Source organism: Pseudomonas sp. GM102, assembly GCF_000282555.1.
Lineage (GTDB): Bacteria > Pseudomonadota > Gammaproteobacteria > Pseudomonadales > Pseudomonadaceae > Aquipseudomonas.
In genome coordinates, this window is the sequence record NZ_AKJB01000146.1 from 18,870 (window position 1) to 32,142 (window position 13,273).

Annotated in this window: 12 protein-coding genes; 4 read left to right on the forward strand and 8 right to left on the reverse strand. The window is 62.7% G+C overall.

What is annotated here, in order from left to right; translation table 11 throughout:
• Positions 1-103: 103 nt before the first annotated feature.
• The 8 genes from PMI18_RS01535 to PMI18_RS01500 form a co-directional block, all read right to left on the reverse strand.
• Positions 104-1,483: a PepSY-associated TM helix domain-containing protein gene (locus PMI18_RS01535; protein ID WP_007907390.1), complete on the reverse strand. Its 1,380-nt coding sequence runs from the start codon at positions 1,481-1,483 to the stop codon at positions 104-106.
• Positions 1,484-1,636: 153 nt separating this feature from the next.
• Positions 1,637-3,754 carry a TonB-dependent copper receptor gene (locus tag PMI18_RS01530; RefSeq protein ID WP_007907392.1) on the reverse strand — a complete coding sequence of 706 codons (2,118 nt, stop codon included), beginning with the start codon at positions 3,752-3,754 and terminating at the stop codon, positions 1,637-1,639.
• An 84-nt stretch (positions 3,755-3,838) separates the two neighbouring features.
• Positions 3,839-4,288: a DUF2946 domain-containing protein gene (locus tag PMI18_RS01525; protein ID WP_007907393.1), complete on the reverse strand. Its 450-nt coding sequence runs from the start codon at positions 4,286-4,288 to the stop codon at positions 3,839-3,841.
• 21 nt (positions 4,289-4,309) lie between these two features.
• Positions 4,310-4,789, reverse strand: coding sequence for a copper chaperone PCu(A)C (locus PMI18_RS01520; RefSeq protein WP_007907394.1), 480 nt, complete (start codon positions 4,787-4,789; stop codon positions 4,310-4,312).
• A 48-nt stretch (positions 4,790-4,837) separates the two neighbouring features.
• Positions 4,838-5,236: a DUF2946 domain-containing protein gene (locus PMI18_RS01515; protein WP_007907395.1), complete on the reverse strand. Its 399-nt coding sequence runs from the start codon at positions 5,234-5,236 to the stop codon at positions 4,838-4,840.
• 300 nt (positions 5,237-5,536) lie between these two features.
• Positions 5,537-6,271, reverse strand: a complete 735-nt coding sequence (locus PMI18_RS01510; RefSeq protein ID WP_007907396.1) for a cobalt-precorrin-6A reductase — start codon at positions 6,269-6,271, stop codon at positions 5,537-5,539.
• The gene (locus PMI18_RS01505) at positions 6,268-7,365 is read right to left on the reverse strand and encodes a cobalt-precorrin-5B (C(1))-methyltransferase (RefSeq protein WP_007907397.1); all 1,098 of its coding nucleotides are present in this window, start codon (positions 7,363-7,365) and stop codon (positions 6,268-6,270) included. The genes PMI18_RS01510 and PMI18_RS01505 overlap by 4 nt, the downstream gene beginning before the upstream one ends.
• Entirely contained in the window at positions 7,358-8,569 is a 1,212-nt protein-coding gene (locus tag PMI18_RS01500; RefSeq protein WP_007907398.1) for a bifunctional cobalt-precorrin-7 (C(5))-methyltransferase/cobalt-precorrin-6B (C(15))-methyltransferase, read from the reverse strand. The genes PMI18_RS01505 and PMI18_RS01500 overlap by 8 nt, the downstream gene beginning before the upstream one ends.
• A 144-nt stretch (positions 8,570-8,713) precedes the next feature.
• Here PMI18_RS01500 and cobG point away from each other — a divergent pair, with 144 nt between their 5' ends.
• Genes cobG through cobJ form a run of 4 tightly spaced genes read left to right on the forward strand, consistent with a single transcriptional unit; the run spans position 8,714 to position 13,074 of the window.
• Positions 8,714-10,021, forward strand: coding sequence for a precorrin-3B synthase (cobG, locus tag PMI18_RS01495; protein ID WP_033036903.1), 1,308 nt, complete (start codon positions 8,714-8,716; stop codon positions 10,019-10,021).
• Complete coding sequence (locus tag PMI18_RS01490) at positions 10,014-10,640, forward strand: precorrin-8X methylmutase (protein WP_007907400.1); 627 nt, start codon at positions 10,014-10,016, stop codon at positions 10,638-10,640. Before cobG ends, PMI18_RS01490 begins: the two co-directional genes overlap by 8 nt.
• Entirely contained in the window at positions 10,640-11,371 is a 732-nt protein-coding gene (locus tag PMI18_RS01485; RefSeq protein WP_030128260.1) for a precorrin-2 C(20)-methyltransferase, read from the forward strand. Before PMI18_RS01490 ends, PMI18_RS01485 begins: the two co-directional genes overlap by 1 nt.
• Positions 11,371-13,074, forward strand: a complete 1,704-nt coding sequence (gene cobJ, locus PMI18_RS01480; protein ID WP_007907402.1) for a precorrin-3B C(17)-methyltransferase — start codon at positions 11,371-11,373, stop codon at positions 13,072-13,074. The genes PMI18_RS01485 and cobJ overlap by 1 nt, the downstream gene beginning before the upstream one ends.
• Positions 13,075-13,273 lie beyond the last annotated feature (199 nt).

A 13,273-nucleotide genomic window follows, 5' to 3' on the forward strand; every position in this document is an offset into this window, starting at 1 on the left:
GCGGGCAAGGCGGTACATTTGCGTTATACAGTAACACTAAAAATGACCGTGAGATAAGCGCCGGAAGTCTACAGATCCCTCTATCCTGCGCATCTCGCCTGTTTCATGATGAAGGTGAGGTGGATTCAGTTTGCCGGCTCAAGCGCGACAGCAGCACTCGATCCAGCACCCACACGACCACCAGCGAAGCCCCCACCAACGGAAACATCACTGCCAGCCCGAGCATGATGACCATCGCGGTTTTCCATTTCGGCAGGTCGTGACGCAACGGCGGTACACCGAACTTGCCCTGTGGCCGGCGTTTCCACCAGATCACTACGCCGCTGACGGCGCTGAGCAAAATCATCAGGCAGATCAGCAGCACGATGATCTGATTGAACGGGCCGAACATCTTGCCTTCGTGCAGCATCACGCCGACTTCCGTGGCCCGGGCGACATTGCTGTAATGCTTCCAGCGCACGTCGGCGAGGACGTCGCCGGTGTACTGATCGACATGCAGGGTGGCGTCGTTGCGCGGGTCGTCGGCGAACAAGGCGATGGTGAACACGCCGGTGGCCGTGGTGGGGAAGGTGATGCTGTAGCCGGGTGCGACCTTGCGTTGCACGGCGATGTTTTGCACGTCTTGCAGGCTGATGGTAGGCGCGGCCGGGCCGGCTTTAGTGCCGGTGTGAGCCATGTGTTCGGCGTGGTCGCCGGACATCGGCATCGGCGTGTTTTCCATGGCCCACGGCACGGTCTGGCGCGTGGCGCTGTTGAGGCTGCGGGCCTCGACGTCGGATTTGGGCACGTCATTCCACATGGCTACCGGGAAGCGGTTCCAGAGATCGGCGTATTGCTTGCCCCAGAACCCGGTCCAGGTCATGCCGCTGAGCAGCATCACCAGCAGCAATGCCGCGCCCCAGAACCCGGTCACCGCGTGCAGGTCACGCCAGAGCACTCGACCCCGACTGTTCAAGCGTGGCCAGAGAATCCCGGCGGACTGGCCGCGCGGCCACCACAAAAATACCCCGGAGACCACCAGCACCACACCCCAACCGGCGGCCAATTCCACCAGCCGATCACCGACGGTGCCGATCATCAACTCGCCGTGAATCGAGCGCGCGACTGCTTGCAGATTCTTTTTCGCGTCTTGCTCGCCAAGAATGTCGCCGTGGTACGGATCGATGAACACGTTCAGTTCATGACCTTCGTTGATCACCACAAATTGCGCACTGCGTTCAGCGTTGACCGGCGGCAGGTACTGTTTGATCTGACCTTGTGGGTATGCCTCTTTTACCCGTTTGAGCAGGTCGTCGGCGGCGACTGTGTGATGGGCAGCGGGGACGTTCAGCAGACTGCCGTACATCAACGGATCGAGTTGCGGTTTGAACAGGTAAATGATGCCGGTCAGGGCCAGCATCACCATGAACGGCGCGACGAACAGACCGGCATAGAAATGCCAGCGCCAGGCCAGGTTGTAGAAATTCGGTTTGGGCTGTTTCATTTAGAGTGCTCCGCTAGGCTTGGGTCTTTTGTTGTTGTCTGGTGACTGCTGCGCAGTCGTTCGCGGGCAAGCCTCGCTCCTACAGGTTCAGGTTGTTCGCAATAACCACATACGACACAAACCCTGTAGGAGCGAGGCTTGCCCGCGAAGCTCTTAAAAGCTCATATCCACCTTGGTCCAGAGCGTGCGCCCCGGTTCGTTGATGGCTTGCGGATCATTGGCCGGGAAGCCGAAACCGGCGTTGCCGGCCAGGTTCAAGTGTTCGGCGTAAGCCTTGTTAAAGAGGTTGTCGACGCCACTGCTGACCTTCCAGTTCTTGTTGATCCGGTACGCACCGTTGAGCGAGAACACGCCGAACCCCGAGCTCGTGTCGAAGTCTTTGCCAACCACGTTGCCCTTGTTCTGGTCGATACGGTTTTGCGCCGCAACCACCCGCCACAAGGCGCCGGCGCTCCAGTTGTCTTCGCTGTAGGTCAGGCCGAAACGGGCATCCAGCGGTGGCATCTGCGGCAGGGCGCTGCCGTCGCTGCTGTTCTTGCCCCAGGCGTAGGCCAGGGTCGCGTCGGCTTTCCAGTTGGCCGTCAGCTTGTAGGCCGCACCGAGTTCGCCGCCCATGATTCGCGCGTCGATGTTCTCGGCTTGCGAGGTCATGCCCATCATCCCCGGTGTGTAGTTGAACAGGATGTAGTCGCGCACCTGACCGACATAACCCGAGGCCCAGGCTTCGAGGTCTTCGGTCTTGTATTGCAGGCCGAAGTCGAGCTGGGTGGTTTTCTCCGGCTTGATCGAGTCGAACGCATTCACCGAACCGGCGGGGCCGGACTTGGGCGAAAACAGCTCCCAGTAATCCGGGAAACGCTGAGCATGACCGAGGCCCGCATACAACGTGGTCGGGCTATCGGCCAGGTCATGTTCGTAACGGACGAAACCGCTGGGTAAGGTGTCGGCGCGGGTGTCGTCGGCCGTCGGGTTTGGGCGGGCCATCATCCCGGAGCCAATGGTCTGCCGATAATCCTTGGCCGACGCGCGATCCAGTCGTGCACCGGTGATCAACCGATCACGGTCGGCGGCGTACCAGGTCAGTTCGCTGAACACGCCGTAGTTGTGGAAGTCGGCGTCCTTGTTGCGCGGCACATCCTTGTAGGCGTCGACGCCCATCGCGCTACGTTGGCGATGTTCGTTGGTCTGCGCATCCAGGCCGCTGATCAGTTGCACATCGGCCCAGCGCCAGGTGGCTTTGATCCGCGCGCCGAGGGTCCGGCGGTCAACGTTGGAGGCCATGGGGCCGGCCATCATCCCGGTGCCGGACGGCGTGCGCAGGGTGTAGTTGTCCATCACGTGGTCGGCGTAGTTGTAGTAGACCTGCGCCTCGACCTTATCCAGCACCTCACCGATGTTCGACTGTTCGAAGCGCAGGCCCAGGCTTTCGCGCAAGAACTGCGAACCGTCCATGCCGCGCCCGGCGTAACGGGCTTCGCCATCGCCCTTGCCGGCGGTCAGTTCCAGCAGCGTGTCGGCGCTCGGAGTCCAGCCGACAGCGACGTCGCCGTTCCACTTGTCATAGCGCGAGGGCACGGTGTCGTTGTTGCCGTCCTTGTAATCGTCGGAATGTGCGGTGTTGCCGATCACTCGCACGTAACCCAGCGGCCCACCGGCAGCGGCGTCCACCACTTTGTCGAAGCGGCCGTTGGAACCGGCCAGAATGCTGGCGTTCACCCGGGTGCCGAGTTCGCCGAAGCTTTCCGGCTCACGGTCGAACAGGATGGTGCCGGCCGATGCGCCGGGGCCCCAGAGCACGGTTTGCGGGCCTTTGATCACGGTGAGTTTGTCGTAGGTTTCCGGTGAGATATACGAGGTCGGCGCGTCCATGCGGCCGGGGCAGGCGCCGAGCATCATGCTGCCGTTGGTGAGGATATTCAGTCGCGAGCCAAACATGCCGCGCAGCACCGGATCGCCGTTGGTGCCGCCATTGCGCACCAGGGCGAAGCCGGGGATGGTTTTCAGGTAATCGCCACCGTCGCTGGCCGGCACTGGTTGGCGCGGGTCCTTGGGGTTGGTGACGATGGTCAGCGGCGAACTCGGCGCGATGGCGGTGATCACCGTCGGGCTCAGTTCTTCGGTGTGCTCGGCGTGTTCATCGGCCAGCACCATCGGTGCCAGCAACAAGCCGCAAAGAACGGCCGTGGCGTGCCTGAAACGAACGCGAGATTCGTTCAGGGCAAAAGAAGCCTGGGCAGCGCCCAAACGTGTGTCAGCAGAAAACCTGGACATGACAATTTCCATCGAACAGTCGTAAACGACACGGCCGGCAGCCTATGGCTGTCTTCTAAACCGTGTGAGATCGGAGGTGGGTGTTTACGCGACGATGGGTGGAGCGCGGGTGCGGGCACCGGGGAAGAAGGTTTGCCGGGCGTGGCCCAGGCGAGTGGCAGGAGTGCTGAAAGTGGTTGTCTGTGGACTGTCGAAGGCGACGAAGGACTGACCGCCAGTGAGCGCCGGGCAATTGAACAGCAGGCTGCAATAGCCGCATTTTTCCCAGAGTGCGTGATGGTCGGCTTTGGGGGGACAGTGCTCGGCGGCGGGTTGCGCGCCATGCTCCATGGCCGACATGTCCATAGGCATGTCCATCGACATGCTCATGGATACTTTCATCAACGCCGAGGTGCGTTGATCCATCGGCATCGACTGAGAAATCAGCGGGCCGATAAAGATCATCAGCATGGCGAACAGGCTGATCCAGCTGCCGCGCGTCAGGCTCATTGGCTGACGGCGGTGCACGGATGACCGGGTGCCAAGCGGGCGCATGGGCGTTTTCAACGTGGGCGATTACTGGGCGTGCATATGCTCATGCATGCCGTCCGGCGCCTTTTTCTGCACCGTGACATCGACTGTCACATCACCGGATTTTTCGAAGTGCATCGTCAGCGGGAAGCGCTTGCCGTCGCCCAACAGGCTGCGGTCTTTCAGCTCCAGCAGCATCACGTGATAGGCCATCGGGGCGAAAGTGGCTTCACCGCCAGCCGGAATCTCGACGCTGGGCACTTGCTGCATTTTCATCAGGTCGTTTTGCATCACGTGCTCGTGCAACTCGGCAACGCCTGCGATCGGCGAGTCGACGCTCAACAGTCGGTCGGCGGTTTTGCCGTTGTTGTGAATCACGAAATACGCCGCGACGGTGGGCGCGTTGGGCGGCAACTCTTGCGACCATGGATGGGCGATCTCAAGCTCGCCAGCCTTGTATTCGTGAGCATTGGCAAAACAGGCAGGCAGCAGCAATACAGCCAGAACGATGAGTTTGTTCAACATGGCAGTTCTCCAGAACGATTCAAAACGCAGGTCAATTGCGAGAAGGAATCACACCAGAGGGGACGCACGGGGGTTGAGACTCGGCCATTGCTGGCGCGGTGTAGGGGTGTCGAGCGTGGCAGGCGGCAGGCTTCGATTGGCCTCGAAACGCGCGAAATACAACTGCGGTACATGCCCCGGCAACGCCACCAACGGCGCGGAACCCGAGCAGCACCAGCAATGCTGCATGTTGGAATGATCGTCGCTCTGCGGAGCTTTCTGCTCGATATCGCCCAGGGAAATCGCCACCAGCCTGGTGCCGTTGGAAGAGCAGAAACTGCCCCACAGCAACTGTTCGGCCGGCGATTTCGCCGTCTGCGCCATCGCTCCGGACATCGGCATGGCGAGCATGTTGAACAGCACTGCAAAGCAGGCGATCCAGGCAAATGCGAGCCGTTGTCGGGACATGAGGACAGATCCGGTTGAGTGGGCGATCAGGCGCGGCTATTTAGCCTGATCAGGGGCGATAAGTAAAAAGGCCGCGTGCGGTGTGGTGTCGCAGCAGACTTTCAAACGAGTGTAGCGGTATCGTTTGGAAATGCCGGATGAGTTGCGGCTAGCCTACAACCCTGTGGCGAGGGGGCTTGCCCCCGTTGGGCCGCGCAGCGGCCCCAAAACCTGCACCCTGATTTTATCAGCCTGAACCGTGTCTACCTGTTTGCGACTGCTTCGCAGCCGAACGGGGGCAAGCCCCCTCGCCACAATGATTTATTCGTCCGTTAGATTGCGCTTCGCCAGTGCGGCCAAAACCTCATCCACTGCCCCAAACTCCCGCTCAACCCCCGGCAACATCGGCCGCTTCAACACCAGCACCGGTACTCCACGCTCCCGCGCCACTTCCAATTTCGGTTCGGTGGCGGTGCTGCCGCTGTTCTTGCTGATCAGCACATCAATCTGCCGACGCTCGAACAGTTCGCGTTCATCCTCGATCAGAAACGGCCCACGCGCGCCGATCACTTCGCAGCGCTCATTCCCGGGATAAACATCCAACGCACGCAACGTCCAGAATTGCTCCGGCGGGATTTCGTGCAGGTGCTGCAATGGCTCGCGACCAAGGGTGAACAGCGGGCGGCGGAAGGGTTTCAGCGCTTCGATCAACTCGGCCCAGTCGCTGACTTCGCGCCAGTCATCCCCGGTTTGTGGTTGCCAGGCCGGGCGTCGCAAAGCCCAGCACGCAATGCCGCTCAACTTCGCAGCGGTGGCGGCGTTCTGGCTGATTTGCGCTGCGTAGGGATGGGTCGCATCCAGTAGAAGGTCAATGCCTTCATCCCGAATGCACTGCGCCAGACCTTCAGCGCCGCCATAGCCGCCAACCCGAACCTGGCAGTTCAGGTCCGTCGGCACGCGACCGACACCGGCCAGGCTATAGATGTGTTCCGGCCCCAGGGTTCGGGCGATGGCCAGGGCCTCCGTGACGCCGCCGAGCAACAACACGCGCTTCATTGAAAAACTCCTGCATGGCCGACAATCCCGCCCTGGCGATCGATGGCGAATACTTCGACCTGAACCTGCGCTGGCACCACGCTGCGGGCAAAGTCCAGAGCGTGCTGACACACTGCGTCGCCGAGGGCGATCCCGGCAGCGCTGGCCATGGCCAACGCCTGTTGACTGGTATTGGCTTGGCGGATCGCCTGTTGCAACGCCTCATCCGCGCCGACCGCCGCGGCCCATTCGGCCAGTTGCGGCAGGTCGATGCTGGAATGGCGACTGTGCAAATCCATGTGCCCGGCCGCCAGTTTGCTGATTTTGCCGAAGCCGCCGCAGAGGCTGAGTTTATCCACAGGCACTTTGCGCAAGTGCTTGAGTACCGCGCCGACGAAGTCGCCCATTTCGATCAGGGCGATTTCCGGCAAGTCGTAGACCCGGCGCATGGTGTCTTCGCTGGCGTTGCCGGTGCACGCGGCGATATGCAGGTAGCCATTGGTTTTGGCGACGTCGATGCCCTGATGGATCGAGGCGATGTAGGCCGCGCAGGAGAAGGGCCGGACGATGCCGCTGGTGCCGAGGATCGACAGGCCGCCGAGAATCCCCAATCGCGGGTTCATGGTTTTCAGCGCCAGCGCTTCACCGTCCTCGACGTTCACCGTGACCTCGAAGCCGCCCGGGTAATCAAGCTCCTCGGCCAGCAGCGTCAGGTGGTCGGTGATCATCTTGCGCGGTACCGGGTTGATCGCCGGTTCGCCGACGTTCAGCACCAGCCCGGGCCGGGTGACGGTGCCAACGCCACGGCCAGCACTGAAGCGGATGCCCGGCTCGCGGTGCAGGCGCACCTGGGAAAAGAGCAGGGCGCCGTGGGTCACGTCCGGGTCGTCGCCGGCGTCTTTGATCGTTCCGGCTTCGGCGCCGTCATTCATCAATCGACAGAATTCCAGGCGCATCTGCACCCGTTTGCCTTTGGGCAGAATGATCTCGACGGCGTCTGCTTCCACGCCACTGAGCAGCAGGCGTGCCGCCGCGAGGCTGGTGGCGGTGGCGCAGCTGCCGGTGGTCAGGCCGCTGCGCAGCGGTGCGGGTTGTTCGGCGGTTTCGTCACGCATCGAGGGGTTTCGTCACGTCTAGCAAGGTAATCGGTAGCGCCTGACGCCAGGTGTCGAACTCGCCCAGCGGTTGCGCCTGAGCGACGTGGATGCGGGTCAGTTCACCGCCATGCCGTTCGCGCCAGGCCATCAGGGTCACTTCGCTTTGCAGGGTGACGGCGTTGGCCACCAGTCGACCGCCGGGTTTGAGATGCGCCCAGCAAGTATCGAGCACGCCTTCGCGGGTGACGCCGCCACCGATGAAAATCGCGTCCGGGCGTTCGAGTCCGGTCAGGGCTTGGGGTGCGCTGCCGCGAATCAATTGCAGACCGGGTACGCCCAAGGCATCGCGGTTGTGTTCGATCAACAACTGCCGACCTTCATCCGCTTCGATGGCCAGCGCCCGGCAGCTCGGATGAGCGCGCATCCACTCGATGCCGATCGAACCGCTGCCAGCGCCGACGTCCCACAGCAGTTCGCCGGGGATCGGGGCGAGGCGCGCAAGGGTGATGGCGCGCACATCGCGCTTGGTCAGTTGGCCGTCATGCTGGAAGGCTGAGTCCGGCAGGCCGGCCAGTCGCGACAGGCGTGGCGTATTAGGTTCGGCGATGCATTCGATGGCGATCAGGTTCAGATCGGCGATCACCGGCTTACTCCAGTCGTTGGCAACACCCTCGATGCGTCGTTCGGCGTCGCCGCCCAGACGTTCCAGCACGGTGAGGCGACTCGGCCCGAAACCGCGCTCACACAGCAGCGCCGCGATGGCTGCCGGACTCTGGCCGTCGTTGCTCAATACCAGCAAGCGCACTCCACTGAACAGATGGGCGTTGAGCGCGGCGACGGGGCGGGCGACCACCGACAGAGTCACCACATCCTGCAGCGGCCAACCCAGGCGAGCGGCCGCCAGCGACACGGAAGAGGGGGCGGGCAGGATCAGCATTTCCGCGCCGGGCAGTTGCCGCGCCAGGCTGGCGCCGACGCCAAAGAACATCGGGTCGCCGCTGGCCAGCACACAGATCGGCTCGCCACGCAGTGCCAGCAATGGTTCAAGGGAAAACGGACTAGGCCAGAGCTGGCGTTCGCCGCGAATGCACACGGGCAACAAATCCAGTTGCCGCTGGCCGCCGAAGATCCGCGAGGCGCCCAGCAGGGCGCGCCGGGCGTTTTTGCCCAGGCCCTTGAAGCCGTCTTCACCGATACCTACTACTGTCAGCCAGGGTGACATCTGCCGTCCTCAAAAAAAGTCCACAAACGGACTGTTCCGACGGGCAGGCTTTTCATGCCGTCGGACAAAGCAGGCATAATACCGCGCCTTCGCCCACGAAGCGCCTTTCCCACACAGCCGGTCGCCCCTTTGAACGAACGCCCGATGTCTACCGCCTTACGCCCCTCGGCCTGCCCGGGGTTGCTGCGTATCGTCCCGGCGCTGGATGGCGGCATCTGTCGGATCAAATTGAACGGCGGCTCGATCAGCGCTGCCCAGGCTGAAGCGGTGGCCAGCGCGGCCGAACGGTTTGCCGGGGGCGTGATCGAGGCGACCAATCGGGCCAACCTGCAGATTCGCGGGATCGGCAGCGAACAGACGGCACTGATCGACAGCCTGCTCGCCGCTGGATTGGGCCCGCGTACCGCGGCGGGCGATGATGTACGCAACCTGATGCTCAGCCCAAGCGCCGGGATTGATCGGCACATGCTCTTTGACACGCGTGCGCTGGCGGAACAGATCCTCACCACCCTGCAAAGCCATGAGCGTTTTCACGAACTCAGCGCCAAGTTTGCCGTGCAACTCGACGGCGGCGAAGGTTTGGCAATGCTCGAGCATCCTCATGACCTTTGGTTGAGTGCCGTTGAGCAAGAAGGCGAGTGTGTGCTGGCCTTCGGTCTGGCGGGTTGCCCGACCCAGACTCCGTCGGGCGCGGTGCGACTGGAGGACGGCCATGCGCTGGTGATCGCGGTGCTGGAGCTATTCCTCGACCTGGCGCGTCCGGACCAGACGCGCATGCGCCACTTGCTGACCGAATACCCGGTTGCCGGGTTTGTCGCTCAAGTGGCCGAACGTGTGCCGCTACTGTCCATCGTGAGCGGGTCGCGCGTTACGAACTCGAGCGTTCTACACATCGGCGCTCATCCTCAGCGTGAAACCGGCCGTGTCTATGTCGGCGCGACACCGCCTCTGGGCCGACTCGATCCCGCCATGCTCCGGGGCGCCGCACAACTGGCCCGCGAACGAGGTGACGGCAGCCTGCGTTTCACACCTTGGCAAAGCCTGCTGCTGCCAGATATCCACGAAGACGACGCCGCTCAAGTTATCCACAGCCTGGAAAATTTGGGCCTGCGCTGTTCAGCGGACGATGCCTTGGCGCATCTGATTGCCTGCACCGGTTCGGCGGGTTGCGGCAAAGGCCTGTCCGACACCAAAGGCGATGCGCTGCAACTGGCGACGTTGTTGCAACGCAATGGCCAAGTCTTTGATGTGCATTTGTCTGGCTGCGCGCGTTCCTGCGCGGCGGCACACATCACGCCAGCGACTTTGCTGGCAGTCTCACCCGGTCACTACGACCTCTATTTTTTTGATGCGGCGCAGCCGGGCTTCGGCGCGCTGCACGCACGCAATCTTACTATTGAAGCGGTCGCAGCCTTGCTCGACGCCCGCTCACGGAGCCCCCTTGATGCTTGATTACATCCGCGACGGTCAGGAGATCTATCGCAACTCCTTCGCGATCATTCGCGCCGAGGCCAACCTCGAGCGCATCCCGGCCGATCTGGAGAAACTCGCCGTGCGGGTGATCCACGCCTGCGGCATGGTCGAGGCCATCGACGGGCTGCAATTTTCCGAAGGTGCGGGCAAGGCCGGGCGTGATGCGCTGGCGGCTGGCGCGCCGATCCTGTGCGATGCGCGGATGGTCAGTGAAGGCGTGACCCGTGCGCGTTTGCCCGCTAACAATCCGGTGATTTGCACTCTGCGCGACGACAGCGTCCCGGAGCTTGCCCGCGAGTTGGGCAACACCCGTTCCGCCGCCGCGCTGGAACTGTGGCGCCCGCACCTGGAAGGCAGTGTGGTGGTGATCGGTAATGCGCCGACCGCACTGTTTTATCTGCTGGAAATGCTCGACGCCGGCGCGCCGAAACCGGCGCTGATCCTTGGCTTCCCGGTGGGCTTCGTCGGCGCCGCCGAATCCAAGGCGATGCTCGCGGCGGACAGCCGTGGCGTGCCTTTCGTCATCATGCAAGGCCGGCTGGGCGGTAGTGCCATGGCCGCCGCCGCCGTCAACGCCCTCGCCACGGAGATCGAATGATGCAGCAACCTGGACGTTTGATTGGCCTGGGCGTCGGCCCCGGTGATCCGGAACTGATTACCGTCAAAGCCTTGCGCCTGCTGCGCGAATCGCCGGTGGTGGCGTACTTCGTCGCCAAGGGCAAGAAAGGCAACGCCTTCGGTATTATCGAAGCGCACCTGCAGGACGCACAAACCCTGCTGCCGCTGGTTTATCCGGTGACCACCGAAGCGCTGCCGGCGCCGTTGTCGTACGAACAAGTGATCAGCGATTTCTACGATGCGGCTGGCGAACAACTCGCCGCGCATCTGGACGCCGGCCGTGACGTGGCGGTGATCTGCGAAGGCGATCCGTTCTTCTACGGCTCTTACATGTACCTGCACGATCGTCTGGCCGAACGCTATGAAGCCGAAGTCGTGCCGGGCGTCTGCTCAATGCTCGGCGGTGCGTCGGTACTGGGTGCACCGCTGGTGTATCGCAATCAGAGCCTGTCGGTGTTGTCGGGCGTGTTGCCCCACGAAGACCTCAAGCGGCGATTGGCCGATGCCGATGCGGCGGTGATCATGAAACTGGGGCGCAACTTCCCCAAGGTCCGTCAGGTGCTCGAAGAACTCGGTCTGGCGGAGCGTGCGCTGTACGTCGAGCGCGCGACCATGGCCAATCAGAAAATCGTGCCGCTGGATCAGGTCGAGCCGATGTCCTCGCCGTATTTCTCGCTGATTATCGTTCCCGGTGAAAGGTGGCAAGGCTGATGGCCCACTCCGCTCCTGCGATTGTCATTCTCGGCAATGGTAGCCTCGCCACCGCGCGCAAGATTGCGCAGCTGTACCCCGGCGCATTGATCCATGGGTTGTCCGAACGGGTCGACGGCGCGGACCGTGTTTATCACGAGTTCGGCGTAACCCTGCGCGAACTTTATCAACAGGACACGCCAATCATCGCGCTGTGCGCCGCCGGGATTGTGATCCGCACCCTGGCGCCGTTGCTGCTGGAAAAAGGTGCCGAGCCACCGGTGCTGGCCGTGGCCGAAGACGGCAGCGCCGTGGTGCCGCTGCTCGGCGGCCTTGGTGGGGTGAATGTCATGGCGCGCGAGATTGCCGCCGGCCTCGACGTCGCGGCGGCGATTACCACCAGCGGTGAGCTGCGTTTCGGCACGTGCCTGCTCAATCCCCCCAGCGGCTATGCCTTGGGCGATCTGGAGCTGGGCAAGCGCTTTGTCTCGGACTTGCTGGCCGGTGAACACGTGCGCATCGAAGGCGCTGCGCCCTGGTTGGCGCAAGCACAGTTACCGCAGGATCCCGAGGCTCATTTGTCGATCCATGTCGGCAGCGCCGAACGGACGCCAGCCGCCAATGAACTGTTGATCTACCCGCGCAGTGTGTTGCTGGCGGTCAGCGCCAGTGTGGCGGATTTGCCCCAGGCGATTCGCGCGGCGCTGCGTCAGGCGCAAATCGCCGTTCAATCGCTGGCGTGCTTGCTGGCGCCGGTCACGGAGATGGCCAACCCGACGTTGCGCGAAGCGGCGCTTGAGTTGGGTGTGCCGCTGCGCTTTGCGTCACCCACCAGCGATGCCAGCGAGTTGGCTCGCGAGGCTATTCCCGGCGCGACGATTATCCCGATCGACGCGAACCTGGCGCTGGCAATCGTCGAACAGCCGCTGAACGTTGCGCAGATCGGCCAGCCACGCGGGCGACTGGCGGTGATCGGCCTGGGCCCGGGCGCTGCCGAACTGATGGTGCCTGCGGTGAAGGCCGAACTGGCCAGGGCCACTGACGTGCTCGGTTATGAAACCTATGTGCGCATGGCCGGCCCGTTTCGCCCGGATCAAGTGCTGCACTGCACCGACAACCGCGAAGAAATGCAGCGTGCCCGTCACGCCTTCGAACTGGCGGCCCAGGGGCGGTCGGTGATTGTGGTCTCGTCCGGTGACCCCGGCGTGTTCGCCATGGCGGCCGCGGTGTTGGAAGCCTTGCATGAGTCGAGTGACCCGGCCTGGCACAGCGTCGATCTGGAGATTCTGCCGGGGGTTTCCGCTTCGCTGGCGACGGCTGCTCAGGCCGGTGCGCCGTTGGGGCATGACTTCTGTGTGATGTCGCTGTCGGACAACCTCAAGCCGTGGTCGATCATCGAGAAGCGTCTGGACCTGGCCGCCGAAGCCGATCTGGCGCTGGCTTTCTATAACCCGATATCCCGTTCGCGGCCTTGGCAGTTGGGCCGTGCTCTGGAAATCGTCGCACAGCACCGTACGCCGCAAACCCCGGTGGTTCTGGGTCGTGATATCGGTCGGCCCGGCCAGACGCTGCGGGTCACTACCCTCGGCGCGCTCACGCCGGAGCAAGTGGACATGCGCACCATGGTGCTGATCGGCTCGTCCACCACGTGTGTGTTCCCCCGCGCCGAAGGCGGCGACTGGGTGTACACACCGCGCTGGTATGGCAACAAACCCCTCTGCTGAACTCTGGCGGCCCGCTCGGGCCGCCTCCATCACCTCAGTCCGTTTTTTCCCCTCGATTGTTTCGGCATTTATGCGCGTAAGCCTATTCGATTGTTTGAGTGGGATTTTGTCGTCTGTCACGAAGAATTTTTGTTCTGCCTTGTAGGAAGTTCTACTTTGATGCCAGGATTTTTCAGGGTATGACGAATCATGAATTCAG